Origin of the sequence: Pseudonocardia sp. EV170527-09 (assembly GCF_008369905.1) — a bacterium.
Lineage (GTDB): Bacteria > Actinomycetota > Actinomycetes > Mycobacteriales > Pseudonocardiaceae > Pseudonocardia.
The window spans coordinates 1-18374 of the sequence record NZ_VRMC01000036.1 but is presented as its reverse complement, the minus strand read 5'-3'; the positions used below and the strand labels follow the sequence as shown (position 1 = coordinate 18374).

The window sequence follows — 18374 nt, the reverse complement described above, 5'->3', positions numbered from 1 at the left end:
GGTGGGGTCATGAGCGACTCACCACGCAGCCCCCGCTTCGACGACCGGGCCCGCCGCGACCTCTACGACCAGCGGGTCGTCGTGCTCGACGGCCCCCTCGACGACGACAACGGCACCCTGCTCGCCACCCAGGTCGTGGCACTGGCCGCCCGCGACCCGGACGCCGACATCGCCTTCTGGATCCACTCGCCCGGCGGGTCGGTGCCGGCGATGCTGGCGTTGCGGGACCTGTTCCGGCTGGTGCCCTGCGACGTGTCGACGCTCGTGCTCGGCATCGCCTACAGCGCGGGGCAGTTCCTGCTCTCGGCGGGCACGCCGGGCAAGCGGCGCGCGCTGCCGCACTCGCGGGTGCTGATGCACCAGGGCTCGTCGGGGATCGGCGGGACCGCCGTCGACATCGAGCTGCAGGCCGACGACCTGCGCCACACCCGGGACACGGTGCTCGGCCTGATCGCCCAGGACACCGGGCAGCCGGTCGACCGGATCTTCACCGACTCGCTGCACGACCGCTGGTACTCGGCGACCGAGGCGCTCGACTACGGCTTCGTCGACGCCGTCGTGGACTCCTTCGACCAGGTGGTGCCGCGCCGCGGTGCCGTCCCGACCGGCTTCGGCGTGGGGCGGTGACGGCGATGAGCACCTACACGATCCCGAACGTCATCGCCCGCACCCCGGGCGGCGAGCGGGTCCTCGACGTCTACTCCCACCTGCTCACCGAGCGTGTCGTCTACCTGGGCACCGAGATCGACGCGGGCGTCGCGAACGCGCTGATCGCCCAGCTGCTGTTCCTCGAGGCCGACGACCCCGACCGCGAGGTGCAGCTCTACGTCAACTGCGGGGGCGGGGACCCCAGCGCGATGCTCGGCATCTACGACACGCTGCGGCACGTCCGCTGCCCGGTCGCGACGACGTGCGTCGGCCAGGCCGTGTCGGTGGGCGCGGTGCTGCTCGCCGCCGGGGCGCAGGGCCGCCGGGGCGCGTTGCCGCACGCCCGGGTCGTGCTGCACCAGCCCGCGGCGCAGGGCCGCGGGTCCATCCCGGACCTCATCCTGCAGGCCGACGAGCTGGTCCGGATCCGCGCCGACATCGAGGAGATCCTGGCCCGCCACACCGGGCAGACCGTGGAACGGCTGCGTGCCGACACCGACCACGACCGTGTGTTCACCGCGACCGCGGCGCGCGACTACGGCCTGCTCGACACGGTGCTCGAGCCGCAGCCGCCGCGGACCCGGGAACGCCGGTGAGGGTCAGGCGGCGAGGGCGTAGGCGCACTGCGGCCCGCGGGGTCGCGGCGCGACCGCCAGGCCGTCGGCGACGCCGCGGGTCAGCCCGGCCAGGTCGGTCCCGAGCGCCCCGGCGACGGCGGCGATCATCTCGCTGGAGGGTTCCTTGCGGCCCCGCTCCACCTCCGAGAGGTACTGCGGGGACACCCCGGCGCGCCCGGCGGTCGCGTGCAGGGTCTCGCCGCGGACGTGCCGCCGTCGTCGCAGCTCGCGGCCGAGTGCGTGCCGCCAGAGGGGTTCGCTCATGGGGGCACGGTAGGACCGGACGGTCCCCGTCGTCCCCGGGTTCCGCCCACGGCGGAACCCGGGGACGGGTGGTCAGGCCTTCAGGAAGTCGAGCAGGGCGGCGTTGAACTCCTCGGGGTGGGTGGCGTTGAGGCCGTGCGGGCCACCCTCGATCAGCACGAGCTGCGAGCCCTCGATCGACTCGTGGGAGCGCTTGCCGGACACCTCGAACGGGACGATCGCGTCGGCGTCGCCGTGGATGACCAGGGTCGGGATGCCGGCGTCGGAGACCTTCTGCACGTCGCCGCGGAAGTCGGTTCGTCCGAACGCGGCGATGCAGTCCAGGGTGCCCTTCGGCGACGCGAACTCGGCGATCGTGCGGTGGTAGACCCGGCTCGGCTCGCTGATCAGGTCGGTGCGGTCGCCCGCGGCGAAGAAGTTCGTCGTGAACCCGTCCAGGAAGGCGATCCGGTCGCCGGTGACACCGCCCTGGAACTGCTCGATGGTGGCGTCGTCGAGGCCGCCGTCGGGGTTGTCGTCGGACTTGTACAGGTACGGCGGGACGGCCGCGGCCAGCACGGCGCGGGCGACCCGGTCGGTGCCGTGCTTCGCGATGTAGCGGACGACCTCGCCGCCGCCCATGGAGAACCCGACGAGGGTCGCCTCGCGCAGGTCGAGGTGCACGAGCAGGGCGTGCAGGTCGTCGGCGAAGGTGTCGTAGTCGTAGCCGTCCCAGGGCTGCGAGGACTGCCCGAAGCCGCGACGGTCGTAGGTGACGACCCGATGGCCGGCCTCGACCAGGGCAGGGACCTGCTTCTCCCAGGAGCGGCCGGAGAGCGGCCAGCCGTGGATCAGCACGACGGGCGCACCGGACCCCTGGTCGGTGTAGTGCAGCTCGAGCGGGCTGCCGCTCTCGGTGCCGATGCTGAGCTGGGGCATGAGGCCCTCCCTGGGAGATCGATTGCGTGCAATCGAAAGCGTACGCCTCCCCGGCGGGGAGTCATCACTCGACGGTGTCGACCTGCCCGAGCACGCGCTCCAGCACGGCGCGGACCGTCGCGTCCTCCACCGTGTAGTAGACGTAGGTCCCCTCGCGTCGGTTCTCCACCAGGCCCGAGAGTCGCAGCTTCGACAGGTGCTGGCTCACCGCGGTGGGGGCGGCGCCGACGAGGTCGGCCAGGCAGGCCACCGAGGACTCGCCCTGCATCAGTGCCCAGAGGATCTTGACCCGGGTCGGGTCGGAGAGCATGCGCATCGCGTCCGCCACCCGGCGGACCTCGTCCTCGGGCGGCATCGCGAAGCCGGGAATGGACTCGTGCACGCCGCCGAGGATACCTGCGTGACTGCGCGGATGGTCCACCGTCTCAGCATCTGGATGGCTGACTGCATATCTTCGTGCATGCGCAGGTACGGTTCCACGCATGCGATCCGCTCTCACCCTTCCCGAGGTCCGCTGGGCCGGGGCCGCCCTGCTGGCCTTCCTGGCCGCGCTCGGGGCCGACCTGCTCGGCGCGCCGTCCGCGGTGGTCGTCGGCCTGTACCTGGCCTGCTACGTCCTCGGCGGCTGGGAGCCCGCGCTCGAGGGCCTGCGTGCGCTCGGGGAGAAGCGGCTCGACGTCGACCTGCTGATGATCGTCGCCGCGGTCGCGGCGGCGGTGATCGGACAGTGGTTCGACGGTGGCCTGCTCGTCGTCATCTTCGCGACGTCCGGGGCGCTGGAGTCGGTCATGACCGCCCGCACCCGGGCCAGCATCGACGCGCTGCTCGACCTCGCCCCGGAGACGGCCGTCGTCGTCGACGACCACGGTGCCGAGCGCACCGTCCCGGCGGCCGGGCTCGTCGCGGGACAGGCCGTCGTCGTCCGTCCCGGAGAGCGGGTCCCCGGCGACGGCACCGTGCTCGACGGGGTGTCGGAGGTCGACACCTCCGCGCTGACCGGGGAACCGGTCCCGGCCCGCACCGGGCCCGGCGACACGGTGCTCGCGGGCACCGTGAACGGCACCGGCGTCCTGCGGGTCCGGGTCTCGCGGGACGCGGCGGACACCGTCGTCGCGGGGGTCGCGGCGCAGGTCGAGCGGGCCGCGGAGACCAAGGCGGGCCGTCAGCTGTTCATCGAGCGCGTCGAGCAGCGCTACTCGGTGCTGGTCGTCGCGGGGACGGTGCTGCTGCTCACCGTGCCGCTGCTGCTCGGTGCCCCGTTCACCGAGACACTGCTCCGCGCGATCGTCTTCATGATCGTGGCCTCGCCGTGCGCGATCGTGCTCGCGACGATGCCGCCGCTGCTCGCCGCGGTCGCGGTGTCCGGCCGGCGCGGGACGCTGGTCAAGGACGTCACCGTGCTGGAGGCGCTCGCCGAGGTCGACACCGTGGTGCTGGACAAGACCGGCACGCTGACCTCCGGCTGCCCGCAGGTGGTGTCGGTGACCCCGCTGGCGTCCCGGCCCGCCGACGAGCTGCTCGCCCTGGCCGGGGCCGCCGAGGCCGGCAGCGAGCACGTGCTGGGCCGCGCGGTCCGCACGCACGCCCTGGAGCGCGGCCTGCGTCTGCCACGGGCCGAGGGGTTCACCGCGGTCCCGGGCGAGGGGGTGCGGGCGGTCGTCGACGGGCGGAGCGTCGCCGTCGGGCGCCCGGAGCTCGCCGGCGACGTCGAGGTCCCGGGGGTCGCCGCATTGCAGGAGGCGGGGCGGACCGCCGTCGTGGTGCTGGTGGACGGTGAGCCCGCCGGAGTGCTCGGGCTGTCCGACGAGCCGCGCCCGGGTGCCGCAGACGCGCTGGCCGCGCTGCGCCGTGAGGTCGGCGGCGAGCCGCAGGTCCTCACCGGCGACGCCGAGCGCCCGGCCCGGGTGCTCGCCGGCCGGCTCGGCCTGACCCGGGTGCGGGCCGGGCTGCTGCCCGACGGCAAGGTCGAGGTCGTCCGCGCCGAGCAGGCCAGGGGTCGCCGGGTGCTCGCCGCGGGTGACGGCATCAACGACGCGCCGCTGCTCGCCTCGGCCGACGTCGGGCTCGTCGTCTCCGAGGGGGCGGGGGCGCTGTCTCTGGAGGCCGCCGACGGCGTGCTCACCCGGGACCCGCTCGGCTCGCTCGCGCCGCTGGTGGTGCTGGCCCGGCGGGCACGGCGGATCGCGCGGGCGAACCTGGCCTTCGCCGCCACGGTGATCGTCGTCCTGGTCGGGTGGGACCTGGTCGGGACGTTGCCCCTGGTCGTCGGCGTCGCCGGGCACGAGCTGTCCACGGTGCTGGTCTGCCTGAACGGGCTGCGGCTGCTCGTCGTCGCGCGCCGGGAGGACCGGCGGGCCCGGTCCGCCGTCGTGCCGGTCGAGCGGGAGCGCGTCGGCGTCTGAGGCCCGCCCCTCACGTGGGGGCGGCGTCCAGCGCGGCCAGCGCCATCCGACGCAGCACCGCGGCCCGGGCGTCCGCCCCGCGCGCGGACGGCTGCTCGGCCCGCGGCGCGTACGGCGTGGAGTTGAGCAGGCCGAACACCCCGTGTGCGACGGTGCGGGCCTCGGCGGGCGCGACGTCGGGGTGCACCCGGCGCAGGGTGTCCACCCACAGCTCGACGTAGGTGCGCTGCAGCCGCCGCACGGTGCGGCGCGGCTCCTCGGGCAGGTTCGCGAGGTCCCGGTCCTGCACGACGATCAGCTCCGGCTCGCGGGTCGCGAACGCGACGTGGAAGTCGACGAGGTCGGCCAGTGCGGCCCGCGGGTCGTCGTGGTGCACGCGGGCCCGTCCGCCGTCGAGCAGCCGCTCGGAGATGTCGATGAGCAGCTCCGCGAGCAGCGCCTCCTTGCCGGGGAAGTGCCGGTAGAGCGCGGGGCCGCTGACGCCGACCGCGGCACCCAGGTCGGCGATGCTCACCCCGTGGAAGCCGTGCCGGGCGAACAGCCGGGCCGCCTCGGTGAGGATCTGCTCGCGCCGCGACGGGGCCTCCGTGCGCGTGCCCGCGCCGTCCGGGGGGGAGGCTCCTGCTGCGGCCATCGGGTGATCGTAGCGTCGTCGGTTAACGGATGTTAACGCCTGGTGCGGTCCGTCTCAGGGTCCGCACAGGTCGACGGCGATACCCTCGTGGGCGTGATGAGGACCCTGCGCCGGATGCGTGAGCGTCTCGGCGTGCGCGCGGCGTCCGCCCTGGCGGCGGCGGCGGCGGTCGCGATGGTGCTCGTCGTCGCCGGTGTGTCGCTGGTGCTGATCCTGGAGAACCAGCTCAAGCGCAACACCGAGGAGGCGCTGCTGGCGAGCGCCCAGCAGGTCGCCGAGCGGATCCAGGCGAACTTCGCGGACTACCGCCCCGGCGACCCGGCCAAGGAGAACGCGGTGGTCACCACCGCCCGCCGGACCGACTTCGTGCAGGTCGTGACCGCCTGGAGCGACCGGACCGGTGCCCCGGACGACCGTGTCGGGTCGAACGGCCAGGGGCGCAACATCGAGGTGTTCGCCGCCTCCGAGCCGCTGGACGACCGGCCGCAGCTCGTGGACTGGGTCCTCGCCCCGCACGAGACGCGGTCCCAGATGGACGTGCCGGTCACCTTCCACGACGCCGGGGGCCCCGGGATCGACCCTCGGTCCGGCCCGCTGGAGACCGAGGACATGATGGTCGTCGGGCTCGGTGTGCGGGCCTTCGACCGGCCGATCACGATCTACTCCGCCCAGCCGACCGACCAGATGCACCGGGCCGTCGATCTGGTCACCTGGCTCGTCGCGGGCGGTGTGCCGCTGCTGGTGCTGGTCGCCGGCGGCTTCACCTACCTGTTCGCCGGTCGCGCGCTGCGCCCGGTGGAGGACATGCGCGCCCGGGTCGCGGGCATGGGGGACAAGGATCTGTCCCAGCGGGTGGACGAACCCGTCGCGCGCGACGAGGTCGGCCGCCTCGCCCGCACCATGAACCAGATGCTCGGGCGGCTCGAGTCCTCCCAGGCCACCCAGCGCCGCTTCGTCGCCGACGCCAGCCACGAGCTGCGCAGCCCGCTCGCGACCGTGTCGACCGGGCTGGAGCTGCTCGGCTCCGGCATGCCGGAGTCGTCCGCGGACCGGGCCACCGTCGACGTGCTGCGCGGGGAGGCCTCCCGGCTGACCGGCCTGGTCGAGAACCTGCTGTTCCTCGCCCGCGCCGACGAGCGCGGCATCGTGCCGCGCCGCGAGGAGGTCGACCTCGACGAGATCGCCGACGCCGAGCGGGAGCGTCCGTCGGCCGAGACCGCCGTCGCGGTCCGGGTGACCAGCGAGCCCGTCCGGGTGGTCGGCGACCGCGGGCAGCTGGTCCGGGTGCTGCGCAACCTGGTCGACAACGCCAAGCGGCACGCGTCGTCGACGGTCGCGGTGTCGGTCCGCGCCGAGGACGGCGTCGCGGTGATCGAGGTCGACGACGACGGCAACGGCGTCCCCGAGGCCGACCGCGCCCGGGTCTTCGAGCGCTTCGTCCGGCTCGACGAGGCCCGCGCCCGCGGCGACGGCGGCTCCGGGCTCGGCCTCGCGATCGTCGCCGAGCTGGTCGCGGCGCACGGCGGGACGGTGGAGGCGACCTCGTCGCCGGAGCTGGGCGGGGCCCGGTTCCGGGTCACCGTGCCCGCCGCGCCGGCGCCGCTGTCCGAGGAGGAGACCCCCGAGCCGGTCGGTGCCGAGCAGGCCGGCGCCGGCGCCGGGCCGTCCGCGGAGCTGTGCGACGACCGGCCCTCCGGTCCGATCCCGCGGGTGACCACCAGGTCTCCGTGGGCACGGGCGGCGGCGCGGGAGGAGGAGCCCGCCGACTTCGGGCCGGACGCCTGGGTGGGGCCCGGCGGGCAGGACGACGACCAGGGGGCGCCCGAGCACGTCGGGGTGCAGGCCGGGGCGGCGCAGGGCGCGTCGCCACGCGGGACCGCCGGTCCGGGTGGCATGATGCGCACGCCCGGTGACCCGGCCGTCACCCACGGCTCGGGCACGGACGGTCGGCCCTCGGACAGCGCTCCGGGGACGACCCCGCCCGACCCGGAGGACGACGTGTCCGCACCGCCCGCCCACAGTCGTCTCGACCCGCCGACCGGCCCGCTGCCGATCCGGCCGAACACCGTCGGCAGCCCGTTCGACGAGAACGCCACCCGGCCGTTGCCGGTCGTCGCGCCGCGGGAGCAGCGGGGCCGGGCCGGCACCGCCGTCGCCGGCCGGGAGACGACCCGCGAGGCACGTGACACCCGGGACGCCGGGCGCCAGCCCGCGCTGGCCGGGCGCGAGCCGGTCGTCACGCCGTCGCCGCGGCGGCCGTCCGACCGTCGTCGCTGAGCGGTTCCCCGCAGCTCAGCGGGGCGGCGCGGCCGCGGGCTCGGACATCCGGTAGCCGACGCCGCGCAGCGTCTCGATGCTGTGCGTCCCGAACGGAGCGTCGATCTTGCGGCGCAGGTAGCCGACGTAGACCTCGACGACGTTGACCTCGCCGTCGTAGTGGGCGTCCCAGACCGAGCGCAGGATGTCGGTCTTGGTCACGACCTGCCCGGTGTTCTGCATCAGGTGCTCGAGCACGCCGAACTCGCGCGGGGTCAGCGGGATCTCGGTCTCGCCGCGGTGCACCCGGTGGGTCCCCGGGTCCAGCGTGAGGTCCCCGACCCGCAGGACGGTCGGTGCGGCCTCCCCGGCCCGGCGCAGCAGCGCGCGCAGCCGGGCCTGCAGCACGACGAACGAGAACGGCTTGGTCAGGTAGTCGTCCGCGCCGAGGTCGAAGGCGTCGGCCTCGTCGTACTCGCCGTCCTTGGCGGTCAGCATGAGCACCGGCGTCCACACGCCCCGGTCGCGCAGGTGCTGCAGGATCCGGTAACCCGACAGGCCCGGCAGCATGATGTCGAGGATGACCACGTCGTGCCGGCCGGTCAGCGCGAGCTGCAGCCCGGTGGGGCCGTCGTGTGCGACCTCCACCTCGTGCCCCTCCCCGGTCAGGCCCCGGCGGACCAGTTCGGCGAGCGGCTTCTCGTCCTCGACCAGCAGCAGGCGCACGTCTCCCAGAGTAGAGGTCCCCGACGCCCGCTCTGGACGACGCGTGTTAACAACCGCTAACCTGTTAACGGTCATTAACAGACAGCGTTCCCCGGGAGGTCCGATGACGGCACCGCAGGCCCCACCCGCGCCGACCCCGGAGGCCCCGCGGCTCGGCACGGCGGTGGACCCGGCCGACCCGCGCGCCGTGGAGAACGACGCCGCGCACCGCGCCCTGGTCGCCGACCTGCGCGACCGGCTGGAGCGGACCCGGCTCGGCGGGCCGGAGCGCTCGCGGGCCCGGCACGTCGAACGCGGGAAGCTGCTGCCGCGCGACCGGGTGGACGCGCTGGTCGACCCGTCGTCGCCGTTCCTGGAGCTGTCCCCGCTGGCCGCCCACGGCATGTACGACGACCAGGCCCCCGGCGCCGGGATGATCACCGGGGTCGGGCGGGTCGCCGGCCGGGAGGTCGTGGTCGTCGCCAACGACGCGACCGTCAAGGGCGGCACCTACTACCCGATGACGGTCAAGAAGCACCTGCGCGCGCAGGAGGTGGCGCTGCACAACCGGCTGCCGTGTGTGTACCTGGTCGACTCCGGGGGCGCGTACCTGCCCGAGCAGGACGAGGTGTTCCCCGACCGCGAGCACTTCGGCCGCATCTTCTACAACCAGGCGCAGATGTCCGGCCAGGGCATCCCGCAGATCGCCGCCGTCCTCGGGTCCTGCACCGCGGGTGGCGCCTACGTCCCCGCGATGAGCGACGAGGCCGTGATCGTCCGCAACCAGGGCACGATCTTCCTGGGCGGCCCGCCGCTGGTGAAGGCCGCGACCGGTGCGGTCGTCACCGCCGAGGAGCTGGGCGGCGGGGACCTGCACGCGAAGGTCTCCGGCGTCACCGACCACCTCGCCGTCGACGACGCGGACGCGCTCGCCCGGGTCCGCGCGATCGTCGCGACGCTCGGCCCGCGCGCCCCGCGGCCGTGGGAGGTGCGCCCCACCGAGGAGCCCGCCGTCGACCCCGCCGGGCTCTACGCCGCGGTGCCCACCGACACCCGCACCCCCTACGACGTGCGCGAGGTGATCGCCCGCGTCGTCGACGGCTCCCGGTTCGCGGAGTTCAAGTCCGAGTACGGCACCACCCTGGTGACCGGGTTCGCCCGGATCCACGGCCACCCGGTCGGGATCGTCGCCAACAACGGGATCCTGTTCTCCGAGTCCGCGCTCAAGGGCGCGCACTTCGTCGAGCTGTGCGACCAGCGCGGCATCCCGCTGGTGTTCCTGCAGAACATCTCCGGGTTCATGGTCGGCCGCGAGTACGAGGCGGGCGGCATCGCCCGCAACGGCGCGAAGATGGTCACCGCCGTCGCCTCCACCCGGGTGGCGAAGCTGACCGTCGTCATCGGCGGGTCCTTCGGCGCCGGCAACTACGCCATGTGCGGGCGGGCGTACTCGCCCCGGTTCCTGTTCATGTGGCCCAATGCCCGCATCTCGGTCATGGGCGGCGAACAGGCGGCCACCGTGCTCGGCACCGTCGGCAACGCCGACCCGGACGCGATCCGCGCCCAGTACGAGGAGCAGGGACACCCCTACTACTCCACCGCCCGGCTGTGGGACGACGGCGTCATCGACCCCGCCGACACCCGCACCGTCCTCGGGCTGTCCCTGTCCGTCGCCGCCAACGCGCCCCTGGCCGACCCGGCCTTCGGCGTCTTCCGGATGTGAGGGCCCCCATGGGATCGGCACTGTTCGACACCGTCCTGGTCGCGAACCGCGGCGAGATCGCGGTCCGCGTCATCCGCACCCTGCGCGCGCTGGGCGTCCGGTCGGTCGCCGTGTACTCCGACGCCGACGCCGCGGCCCCGCACGTCCGCGCCGCCGACGAGGCCGTCCGGATCGGCCCGGCCGCCGCGGGCGAGTCCTACCTGTCGGTGGAGAACGTGATCGCCGCCGCCCGGGCCACCGGTGCGCAGGCGATCCACCCCGGCTACGGCTTCCTGTCCGAGAACACCGCGTTCGCCGCCGCCTGCGAACGGGCGGGGATCGCCTTCGTCGGGCCGCCGTCGTCGGCGATCGAGGCGATGGGCGACAAGATCCGCGCGAAGCAGACCGTCGCGAAGGCCGGGGTCCCGGTCGTGCCCGGGTCCGACGGCTCCGGCCTCACCGACGACGACCTGGCCGCCGTCGTCGCCGACATCGGGTACCCGGTGCTGCTCAAACCCTCGGCCGGCGGCGGTGGCAAGGGCATGCGCGAGGTCCACACCCCCGAGCAGCTGGCCGACGCGATCGCCGGTGCGCGGCGCGAGGCCCGCGGTTCCTTCGGCGACGACACCCTGCTCGTCGAGCGGCTGGTCACCACGCCGCGGCACATCGAGATCCAGGTGATGGCCGACGCGCACGGCACCGTCGTGCACCTCGGCGAGCGCGAGTGCTCGCTGCAGCGCCGCCACCAGAAGATCATCGAGGAGGCGCCGTCGGCTCTGCTCACCCCCACGCAGCGCGCGGAGATGGGCCGCGCCGCCTGCGAGGCGGCGCGGTCGGTCGGCTACACCGGCGCGGGCACCGTCGAGTTCATCGTGAGCTCCGACCGGCCCGAGGAGTTCTTCTTCCTGGAGATGAACACCCGTCTGCAGGTCGAGCACCCGGTCACCGAGGAGGTCACCGGCCTGGACCTGGTCGAGCTGCAGCTGCGCGTCGCCGCGGGGGAGCCGCTGCCGATCACCCAGGACGACGTGGTCCTCACCGGGCACGCGGTGGAGGCCCGGGTGTACGCCGAGGCCGCCGCCGTCTCTGGTGACGGGCTCACCTTCCTCCCGTCCGGCGGACCGGTGCTGGCCTGGACGCCGCCGCCCGGGGTGCGGGTCGACGCCGGGATCGAGACCGGCACCGTGGTCGGGTCGGACTACGACCCGATGCTGGCCAAGGTGATCGCCCACGGCGCCACCCGCGACGAGGCGCTGCGCCGGCTCGACGCCGCGCTGCGCGACACGGTGCTGCTCGGGCTCGACTCCAACATCGGGTTCCTGCGGGCGCTGCTCGCCGACGACGATGTCCGCGCCGGGCGCCTCGACACCGGGCTGATCGCCCGGCGCGGCGCCGCACTCGTCGACGACACCGTGCCCGCCGACGTCCTCGGTGTCCTCGCCGGTCTCGGGCTGCTGCGCCGGGAGCCGGCCGGGCCCGTGGTGGACCCCTTCGATGTCCCCGGTGGCTGGCGGGTCGGGGAGCCCGCCTGGACGGTGAGCCGCCTGGTCACCGGGGGCGCCGACGGCGCCGTCGAGGTGCGCGCCCGTGGCCGGGCGGCCGGGTTCGACCTGGCGCTGCCCGCCGCGGGTGGGCCGGCGGACGGGGTTCCGGGGAGTGCCGCCGTCCCGGCGTCGGCGGCACCCGCCGCGGCCGCCGTCCGGTGCCGCACCGCCGCCGTCGCACCGGGGGTCGTGGAGCACACCCAGGACGGGCGCACCCGCCGGTTCGCCGTCGCCGAGGGTGCCGACGGGGTCGTCTGGATCGGCCGCGACGGGCACGCCTGGAGCCTGCGGGAGCAGGCGCCGACGGAGGCCGCCGCGATCGCCGGCGGTGCGGGCGGCCCGGTCGTCTCACCGATGCCGGGGACGGTCACCGTCGTCGAGGTCGCCGACGGGGACGCCGTCGTCGCAGGTCAGAAGCTGGTCGTCGTCGAGGCCATGAAGATGGAACACGTGCTCACCGCCCCGGTCGACGGGACGGTGCGCGAGCTGAGGGCCCGGGCCGGAGCCACCGTCGCGAAGGACGCGGTGCTGCTCGTGGTCGAGCCCGTATCGGAGGAGCAGGCATGACCGTCGCCCAGGACACCACCACCGCCGAGGAGTACGAGGCGCTGCGCGCTGCGGTCGAGGAGTTCGCGCGCACCGAGGTGGCCCCGGTCATCGGGGACCTCTACATCCGCGAGGAGTTCCCGTACGCGATCACCGCGAAGATGGGCGAGATGGGCCTGTTCGGCCTGCCCGTCCCGGAGGAGTACGGCGGGCAGGGCGGCGACTACCACGCCCTGTGCCTGGCCCTGGAGGAGCTGGCGCGGGTCGACTCCTCGGTCGCGATCACCGTCGAGGCCGGCGTCGGGCTCGGTGCCATGCCGATCCTGCGGTTCGGCACCGACGAGCAGAAGTCGCGCTGGCTGCCCGACCTCGCCGCGGGCCGCGCGCTGGGCGCCTTCGGGCTCACCGAGCCCGGCGGCGGCTCCGACGCCGGCGCCACCCGCACCACCGCCCGGCTCGACGGCGGCGAATGGGTGATCAACGGGTCCAAGTGCTTCATCACCAACTCCGGCACCGACATCACCTCGGTGGTCACCGTCACCGCCGTCACCGGTGAGAAGGCCGACGGCCGCAAGGAGATCTCGGCGATCCTCGTCCCGGCCGGCACCCCCGGGTTCACGGTGAGCGAGAAGTACTCCAAGGTCGGCTGGAACTGCTCCGACACCCGCGAGCTCTTCTTCGACGACGTCCGCGTCCCCGAGGCGAACCTGCTCGGCGAGCGCGGTCGCGGCTACGCCCAGTTCCTGTCCATCCTCGACGAGGGCCGGGTCGCGATCGCGGCGCTGGCGACCGGGCTGGCCCAGGGCTGCGTCGACGAGTCCGTGCGCTACGCCGGTGAGCGCGAGGCGTTCGGGAACACCATCGGCTCCTACCAGGCGATCCAGTTCAAGATCGCCGAGATGGAGGCTCGCGCGCACACCGCCCGGCTGGCCTGGCAGCACGCCGCGCGGCTGCTCGTCGCGGGCGCGCCGTTCAAGAAGGAGGCGGCGATCGCCAAGCTCGTCTCGTCGAACGCGGCGATGGACAACGCGCGCGACGCCACCCAGATCTTCGGCGGCTACGGCTTCATGAACGAGTACCCGGTCGGGCGGTTCTACCGCGACGCGAAGATCCTCGAGGTCGGAGAGGGCACCTCCGAGGTGCAGAAGATGCTGATCGCGCGGCACCTGGGCCTGTGACGACGATCCGTTCGGTCACCGAACGACATTCCCGTCACGCGCGTGACGACCGTGATGCGGTGCCGCGCCCCTGTCCGGGGTAGACCGGTGTCATGAGCAACGAGGTCAACCACCAGGTACGGCTCGCCGCGCGCCCGCAGGGCACCCCCGGCCCGGAGGTGTGGGAGCACACCACCGAGCCGGTGCCCGAGCCCGGCGAGGGCCGCATCGTCGTCCGGGTCAGCCACATCTCGCTGGACCCGGCGATGCGCGGCTGGATGAACGAAGGTCGTTCGTACGCGCCCCCGGTCGGGATCGGCGAGGTGATGCGCGCGCTCGGCCTCGGTCAGGTCGTCGCCTCGAAGAACCCGGACTTCGCCGTCGGCGACACCGTCACCGGCGTGCTCGGCGTCCAGGAGTACACCGAGAGCGACGGTCGGGGCCTGCAGAAGGTCTCCCCGACCGCGGACGTGCCGCCGGAGCGCTACCTCGCGCTGCTCGGCATGACCGGCATGACCGCCTACTTCGGGCTGTTCGACGTCGGTGCCCTCACGGAGGGGGAGACGGTCGTCGTCTCCGGTGCGGCCGGTGCCGTCGGGTCGGTGGTCGGGCAGCTCGCGAAGGTCAAGGGCGCCCGGGTCGTCGGCATCGCGGGCGGTCCGGAGAAGTGCGCGTGGATCACCGACGAGCTCGGGTTCGACGCCGCGATCGACTACCGCTCGGAGAACGTGTCGCAGCGGCTGAAGGAGCTCGCCCCCGACGGCGTGGACGTCTACTTCGACAACGTCGGCGGGGAGATCCTCGACGCCGTGCTCGGCAGGCTCGCGATGCACGCCCGCGTCGTCCTCTGCGGCGCGATCAGCCAGTACAACGCCGAGGGCGGCATGACCGGCCCGAAGAACTACATGAACCTGCTGGTCAACCGGGCCCGGATGGAGGGCTTCCTGGTCGGGGACTACCTCCCCCGCTGGGGCGAGGCCGGCAAGGAGTTCGCCGGCTGGCTCGCCGAGGGCCGCCTGCACAGCCGCGAGGACGTCGTCGACGGCACCGTCGACGACTTCCCGGAGGTGTTCCTCAAGCTGTTCCGCGGCGAGAACACGGGCAAGCTCGTGCTCCGGCTGAAGCGGAGCTGACCCCGACCGGCACCATGGCGGGGTGCGCCTCGCCATGGCCCGGACCGCCGTCGTCGTCTCGGGGCGGCGATCCTCGTCGTCGAGACCCTCGCGACCCGGCTCGTCGCGCCCTACGTCGGACTGACCCTCGAGTCGACCACCGCCGTGATCGGGGTGGCCCTCGCCGGGATCGCGGCGGGGGCCTCGCTCGGCGGGCGGTGGGCCGACGAGCGTGACCCGGTCGCCGTCGCCGCGCTGATGCTGGTCGTCGGCGGGCTGGGCACCCTCGCCGTGCGGCCGGTGGTCCGGCTCCTCGGGCCGCTCCTCGGCGCCGGGCCGTACGCCGCCGTCGTGCTCGTCGCCGCGTCCACGCTGGTCTCGGTGACGGCGCTGGCCGCGGTCACCCCGGCCGTCACCAAGGCCCGGCTGACCGGGCTGGAGCGCTCCGGCGAGGTCGTCGGCGGGCTGTCCGCCGCGGGCACCCTCGGATCGCTCGCCGGCACCTTCCTCACCGGGTTCGTGCTGGTCGCGCTGTTGCCGGTGAGCGCGATCCTGCTGGTCACCGCCGCCGCCTGCCTCGTGCTCGGGCTCGTCCTCGCGCCCCGCCGGCGGCGCTCGGACATCGCGAAGGGCGGCGCCGCGGCACTCCTGCTGGCCGTCGCGCTCGTCGCGCTCCCGGGGCGCTGCGACGCCGACACCACCTACTACTGCGCCGCCGTCCGGACCGACCCCGCGGACCCGGCCGGTCGCTACCTGGTGCTCGACGACCTGCGTCACTCCTACGTCCGCCTCGGCGACCCCGCGCACCTGGAGTTCGCCTACACGAAGCGGTTCGCCGCCGCGATCGACACCGCGTTCCCGCAGCCGCGCCCGGTCGACGCGGTGCACGTCGGCGGGGGCGCGCTGACCATGCCGCGCTGGCTCGCCGCGACCCGCCCCGGCAGCACCTCGACCGTGCTGGAGCTGGACCCCGGCGTGATCGACCTCGGGGTCCGGTCGCTCGACGCGGGCACGATCCCCGGCACGACCGTCCGGACCGGCGACGCCCGGGTGAACCTCGCCGCGCTGCCCGACGACTCCGCCGACCTCGTCGTGGGCGACGCCTTCGGTGCCCGCTCGGTGCCCTGGCACCTGTCCACCACCGAGTTCCTCGACGAGGTGGCGCGGGTGCTGCGCCCGGGAGGGGTCTACGTGCTCAACGTGATCGACCGGTACCCGCTCGACCTGGTCAGGGCCGCCACCGCGACCGTCGAGTCCCGGTTCGCGACGACGATGCTCCTCGCCCGCCCCGACGAGTTCGCCCCCGGCGGGGGCGGGAACGTCGTGGTCGTCGCCTCGGACCGGCCGCTCGACCCGGCCGCGCTCGACGCCGCCGTCGCCCGCTCCGGCGAAGCGGGCGCGGTCCTCGACCCGGCCCGCACCGCCGCGTTCACCGCGGGGACGCCGGTCCTGACCGACGACCGCGCCCCGGTGGACCAGCTGATCACCACGGGGCTGGCGGGGTAGGGCGCCGACCCGCCAGACCCCGTCCCGCCGCGCCGAGATGCGGCTCAGCGGGAACTGTGGATCTCCATCGCCCGGTCAGCTGCATCTCGGCGCCGGTGATCCGAGCACGGATGGTCCGTCGGCCCGACGGCCCCGTTCGTCTCGTGGTGGTCGCCGAGCAGGCCCGGGTGAGGCGGATCCGTCGAGGGACGAGGCCCCATCGGGAGGTGGGGCCCACCGGGGAGGTTCGTCTCGGACCGGCCGCTCGACCCGGCCGTGTGGGGGCCGGATCACGCTAGGGTCGGCGACGGGGCCCGGTGGGCCCCGTCGGACGATCGAGGGGGAGACGGGCGTGGCGACCTGGGAGGACCTGAAGGCCTACGTCGTGGTCCGGTACGAGATCGTGCGCCAGGGTGCGGACGAGCTGCGCTTCCGGCTGCCGACGACCGAGGACAGGGACCAGCTCGTCGTCGTGAAGCGGGTGCGGGAGGGTGCGGGCCGGCCCGGCGTCGAGGTCACCGACGCGGCGGCCGCCGTCGCCGACCCGGACCAGGAGTGGGTGCAGATCGAGTCCCCGGTCGCCCGGCTCGGCGAGGTCGACCTCGGCCGTGCCCTGGAGCTGGCCGGGCCGTCGGTGGTCGGTGGGCTGGCCGCGGAGGAGGGCGTCGTGGTGTTCCGGCACTCCATCCCGCTCGGCCCGGCCGCGCTCGACGGGTTCGAGTTCCCGTTCCGCCAGGTCGTCCACCTCGCCGACGAGCTGGAGCACGCGCTCACCGGGCGCGACGACCACTGACGTCACCGTGTCGTGACCCGGTTCACGAAGACCGGGGCCGCCACCCTGTGAAGGATGTGGGGATGACGCGCGCCCGGACGACGACGCTCCTGCTCGGAGCACTGCTCGCGGCCACGATCGCCGGGTGTGCGCCGCAGCCCGACCCGGCCGCGACCGGTGGTGGCGCCGCGGCGGACTGCGAGCCCGGTGCCCTGCCGACCCTGGCGCAGGGCACCCTGACGATCGGCACCGACCAGCCGGTCTACCCGCCGTGGTACCTCGACGACGACCCGACGTCCGGCCGCGGGTTCGAGTCCGCCGTGGCCTACGCCGTCGCCGACGATCTCGGGTACCCGCGCGACCGGGTCACCTGGGTGCGCGTCCCGTTCAACGCCGCCATCCAGCCGGGCCCCAAGACCTACGACCTGAACCTCACCGAGTTCTCCATCACCGAGGAGCGCAGGCGGGCGGTCGACTTCTCCAGCCCGTACTACGACGTGCGGCAGGCCGTCGTCGCACTGAAGACCTCGCCGCTGGCCCGATCCACGACCGTGGCCCAGCTGAAGGACGCCCGGCTTGGTGCCCAGATCGGTACGACGAGCCTGGAGCAGCTGAACGCCTCCGTCGCCCCGACCACCCCGGCCGCGGTCTACAACACCAACGACGACGGCAAGCTCGCGCTGTCCAACGGCCAGATCGACGGGCTCGTCGTGGACCTGCCCACCGCGTTCCAGATCGTCGGCAGCGACCTGCCCGAGGCGACGATCGTCGGGCAGCTCCCTGCCGGGGGGACCCCCGAGCAGTTCGGCGCGGTGCTGGACAAGGACAGCCCGCTGACCGGGTGCGTCTCCGCCGCCGTCGACCGGCTCCGCGAGCGGGGCACCCTCGCGGCGCTGGAGCAGCAGTGGATCCAGGCTGACGGGGCGGCTCCCGAGCTGCGATGAGCGCACCCGCCGCGGCCGCCGGGCCGCCGCCCCCGAGCCCGCTGGCCCGGGAACGCGCCGCGTACCGCCGTTCCCGGTCCCGCCGGTCCACGCTGATCGCGCTGGCGTCGACCCTGGTCTTCGCGGGACTGCTCGTCGCCGCGGTGGCCGGATCGCCCGGCTGGCCACGGGTCCGGGAGACCTTCCTGGACCCGCAGGTCGCCTGGGAGTCGCTGCCCGCCGTGCTGTCCGGGCTGTGGCTGAACCTGCGGGTCCTGGTCGTCGCCGAGCTCGGGGTGCTCGTCCTCGGCCTGCTGATCGCGGTGCTGCGGACCCTGCGCGGTCCGGTCTTCCTCCCGGTGCGGCTGCTCGCGACCGGCTACGTCGACCTGTTCCGCGGCGTCCCGCTGCTCGTGGCCCTCTACCTCATCGGGTTCGGGCTCCCGGCCCTGCGCCTGCAGGGGATCCCCACCGACGCCGCCGTGCTCGGCACCCTCACGCTCGTGCTGGTCTACTCCGCCTACGTGGCGGAGGTGTTCCGCGCCGGCATCGAGTCGGTGCACCCCTCCCAGGCGCGCGGGCCTGTGCACGAACGGTGGTTCCGGCCCGACACGCCGGACCTCAGCGTCCGGCGGGATGGGCACTGTGAGTGATGACATCAGACCCTATGGGCTCTGCTGAGAACGAGA

At 74.3% G+C, this 18374-nt stretch carries 17 protein-coding genes; 12 read left to right on the top strand and 5 right to left on the bottom strand.

Annotated features, from left to right (window positions below; translation table 11 throughout):
- Window positions 1-9 precede the first annotated feature (9 nt).
- Entirely contained in the window at window positions 10-627 is a 618-nt protein-coding gene (locus tag FVA95_RS13340; protein ID WP_060714014.1) for a ClpP family protease, read from the top strand.
- 5 nt (window positions 628-632) lie between these two features.
- A complete protein-coding gene (locus FVA95_RS13335) occupies window positions 633-1244 on the top strand; it encodes a ClpP family protease (RefSeq protein WP_149664505.1) in 612 nt (203 codons plus the stop codon).
- Between the two features lie 3 nt (window positions 1245-1247).
- Here the strand turns inward: FVA95_RS13335 and FVA95_RS13330 are convergent, their stop codons facing one another.
- The 3 genes from FVA95_RS13330 to FVA95_RS13320 form a co-directional block, all read right to left on the bottom strand.
- A complete protein-coding gene (locus FVA95_RS13330) occupies window positions 1248-1529 on the bottom strand; it encodes a helix-turn-helix domain-containing protein (protein ID WP_149664504.1) in 282 nt (93 codons plus the stop codon).
- A gap of 72 nt (window positions 1530-1601) precedes the next feature.
- Window positions 1602-2447 carry an alpha/beta fold hydrolase gene (locus FVA95_RS13325; RefSeq protein ID WP_149664503.1) on the bottom strand — a complete coding sequence of 282 codons (846 nt, stop codon included), beginning with the start codon at window positions 2445-2447 and terminating at the stop codon, window positions 1602-1604.
- A 64-nt stretch (window positions 2448-2511) separates the two neighbouring features.
- Window positions 2512-2829, bottom strand: a complete 318-nt coding sequence (locus FVA95_RS13320; RefSeq protein ID WP_020623405.1) for a metalloregulator ArsR/SmtB family transcription factor — start codon at window positions 2827-2829, stop codon at window positions 2512-2514.
- A gap of 100 nt (window positions 2830-2929) precedes the next feature.
- On the opposite strand from FVA95_RS13320, the gene FVA95_RS13315 reads away from it, so the two are divergent.
- Entirely contained in the window at window positions 2930-4849 is a 1920-nt protein-coding gene (locus FVA95_RS13315; protein WP_149664502.1) for a heavy metal translocating P-type ATPase, read from the top strand.
- Window positions 4850-4859: 10 nt separating this feature from the next.
- Here the strand turns inward: FVA95_RS13315 and FVA95_RS13310 are convergent, their stop codons facing one another.
- Entirely contained in the window at window positions 4860-5483 is a 624-nt protein-coding gene (locus tag FVA95_RS13310; protein ID WP_149664501.1) for a TetR/AcrR family transcriptional regulator, read from the bottom strand.
- Window positions 5484-5579: 96 nt separating this feature from the next.
- Between FVA95_RS13310 and FVA95_RS13305 the strand changes: the two genes are divergently transcribed.
- Window positions 5580-7760 (top strand): ATP-binding protein, encoded by a 2181-nt coding sequence (locus FVA95_RS13305; RefSeq protein ID WP_240051462.1) that lies wholly within the window; start codon window positions 5580-5582, stop codon window positions 7758-7760.
- A 15-nt stretch (window positions 7761-7775) separates the two neighbouring features.
- Here the strand turns inward: FVA95_RS13305 and FVA95_RS13300 are convergent, their stop codons facing one another.
- A complete protein-coding gene (locus FVA95_RS13300) occupies window positions 7776-8465 on the bottom strand; it encodes a response regulator transcription factor (RefSeq protein WP_149664499.1) in 690 nt (229 codons plus the stop codon).
- Between the two features lie 103 nt (window positions 8466-8568).
- Here FVA95_RS13300 and FVA95_RS13295 point away from each other — a divergent pair, with 103 nt between their 5' ends.
- The 8 genes from FVA95_RS13295 to FVA95_RS13260 all read left to right on the top strand — a co-directional run bounded on the left by FVA95_RS13295 (window position 8569) and on the right by FVA95_RS13260 (window position 18338).
- Window positions 8569-10167, top strand: a complete 1599-nt coding sequence (locus FVA95_RS13295; RefSeq protein WP_149664498.1) for a carboxyl transferase domain-containing protein — start codon at window positions 8569-8571, stop codon at window positions 10165-10167.
- Between the two features lie 8 nt (window positions 10168-10175).
- Window positions 10176-12257 (top strand): biotin carboxylase N-terminal domain-containing protein, encoded by a 2082-nt coding sequence (locus FVA95_RS13290; protein WP_149664497.1) that lies wholly within the window; start codon window positions 10176-10178, stop codon window positions 12255-12257.
- Window positions 12254-13414 carry an acyl-CoA dehydrogenase family protein gene (locus FVA95_RS13285; protein WP_149664496.1) on the top strand — a complete coding sequence of 387 codons (1161 nt, stop codon included), beginning with the start codon at window positions 12254-12256 and terminating at the stop codon, window positions 13412-13414. The genes FVA95_RS13290 and FVA95_RS13285 overlap by 4 nt, the downstream gene beginning before the upstream one ends.
- 92 nt (window positions 13415-13506) lie before the next feature.
- Complete coding sequence (locus tag FVA95_RS13280) at window positions 13507-14526, top strand: NADP-dependent oxidoreductase (RefSeq protein ID WP_149664495.1); 1020 nt, start codon at window positions 13507-13509, stop codon at window positions 14524-14526.
- A gap of 69 nt (window positions 14527-14595) precedes the next feature.
- Window positions 14596-16011 (top strand): fused MFS/spermidine synthase, encoded by a 1416-nt coding sequence (locus tag FVA95_RS13275; protein WP_149664494.1) that lies wholly within the window; start codon window positions 14596-14598, stop codon window positions 16009-16011.
- Between the two features lie 331 nt (window positions 16012-16342).
- Window positions 16343-16783: a hypothetical protein gene (locus FVA95_RS13270; protein WP_020627019.1), complete on the top strand. Its 441-nt coding sequence runs from the start codon at window positions 16343-16345 to the stop codon at window positions 16781-16783.
- Window positions 16784-16845: 62 nt separating this feature from the next.
- Window positions 16846-17706 carry an ABC transporter substrate-binding protein gene (locus FVA95_RS13265; protein WP_149664493.1) on the top strand — a complete coding sequence of 287 codons (861 nt, stop codon included), beginning with the start codon at window positions 16846-16848 and terminating at the stop codon, window positions 17704-17706.
- Window positions 17703-18338: an ABC transporter permease subunit gene (locus FVA95_RS13260; RefSeq protein WP_149664492.1), complete on the top strand. Its 636-nt coding sequence runs from the start codon at window positions 17703-17705 to the stop codon at window positions 18336-18338. The genes FVA95_RS13265 and FVA95_RS13260 overlap by 4 nt, the downstream gene beginning before the upstream one ends.
- Window positions 18339-18374 lie beyond the last annotated feature (36 nt).

Excerpts from the sequence above, each read along its gene's own strand:
- FVA95_RS13310 (WP_149664501.1), bottom strand. The coding sequence starts at position 5,483 with ATGGCCGCAGCAGGAGCCTCCCCCCCGGACGGCGCGGGCACGCGCACG.
- FVA95_RS13290 (WP_149664497.1), top strand. The coding sequence starts at position 10,176 with ATGGGATCGGCACTGTTCGACACCGTCCTGGTCGCGAACCGCGGCGAG.
- FVA95_RS13265 (WP_149664493.1), top strand. The coding sequence starts at position 16,846 with ATGACGCGCGCCCGGACGACGACGCTCCTGCTCGGAGCACTGCTCGCG.
- FVA95_RS13340 (WP_060714014.1), top strand. The coding sequence starts at position 10 with ATGAGCGACTCACCACGCAGCCCCCGCTTCGACGACCGGGCCCGCCGC.
- FVA95_RS13325 (WP_149664503.1), bottom strand. The coding sequence starts at position 2,447 with ATGCCCCAGCTCAGCATCGGCACCGAGAGCGGCAGCCCGCTCGAGCTG.
- FVA95_RS13295 (WP_149664498.1), top strand. The coding sequence starts at position 8,569 with ATGACGGCACCGCAGGCCCCACCCGCGCCGACCCCGGAGGCCCCGCGG.
- FVA95_RS13280 (WP_149664495.1), top strand. The coding sequence starts at position 13,507 with ATGAGCAACGAGGTCAACCACCAGGTACGGCTCGCCGCGCGCCCGCAG.
- FVA95_RS13260 (WP_149664492.1), top strand. The coding sequence starts at position 17,703 with ATGAGCGCACCCGCCGCGGCCGCCGGGCCGCCGCCCCCGAGCCCGCTG.
- FVA95_RS13305 (WP_240051462.1), top strand. The coding sequence starts at position 5,580 with ATGAGGACCCTGCGCCGGATGCGTGAGCGTCTCGGCGTGCGCGCGGCG.
- FVA95_RS13335 (WP_149664505.1), top strand. The coding sequence starts at position 633 with ATGAGCACCTACACGATCCCGAACGTCATCGCCCGCACCCCGGGCGGC.
- FVA95_RS13285 (WP_149664496.1), top strand. The coding sequence starts at position 12,254 with ATGACCGTCGCCCAGGACACCACCACCGCCGAGGAGTACGAGGCGCTG.
- FVA95_RS13330 (WP_149664504.1), bottom strand. The coding sequence starts at position 1,529 with ATGAGCGAACCCCTCTGGCGGCACGCACTCGGCCGCGAGCTGCGACGA.
- FVA95_RS13315 (WP_149664502.1), top strand. The coding sequence starts at position 2,930 with ATGCGATCCGCTCTCACCCTTCCCGAGGTCCGCTGGGCCGGGGCCGCC.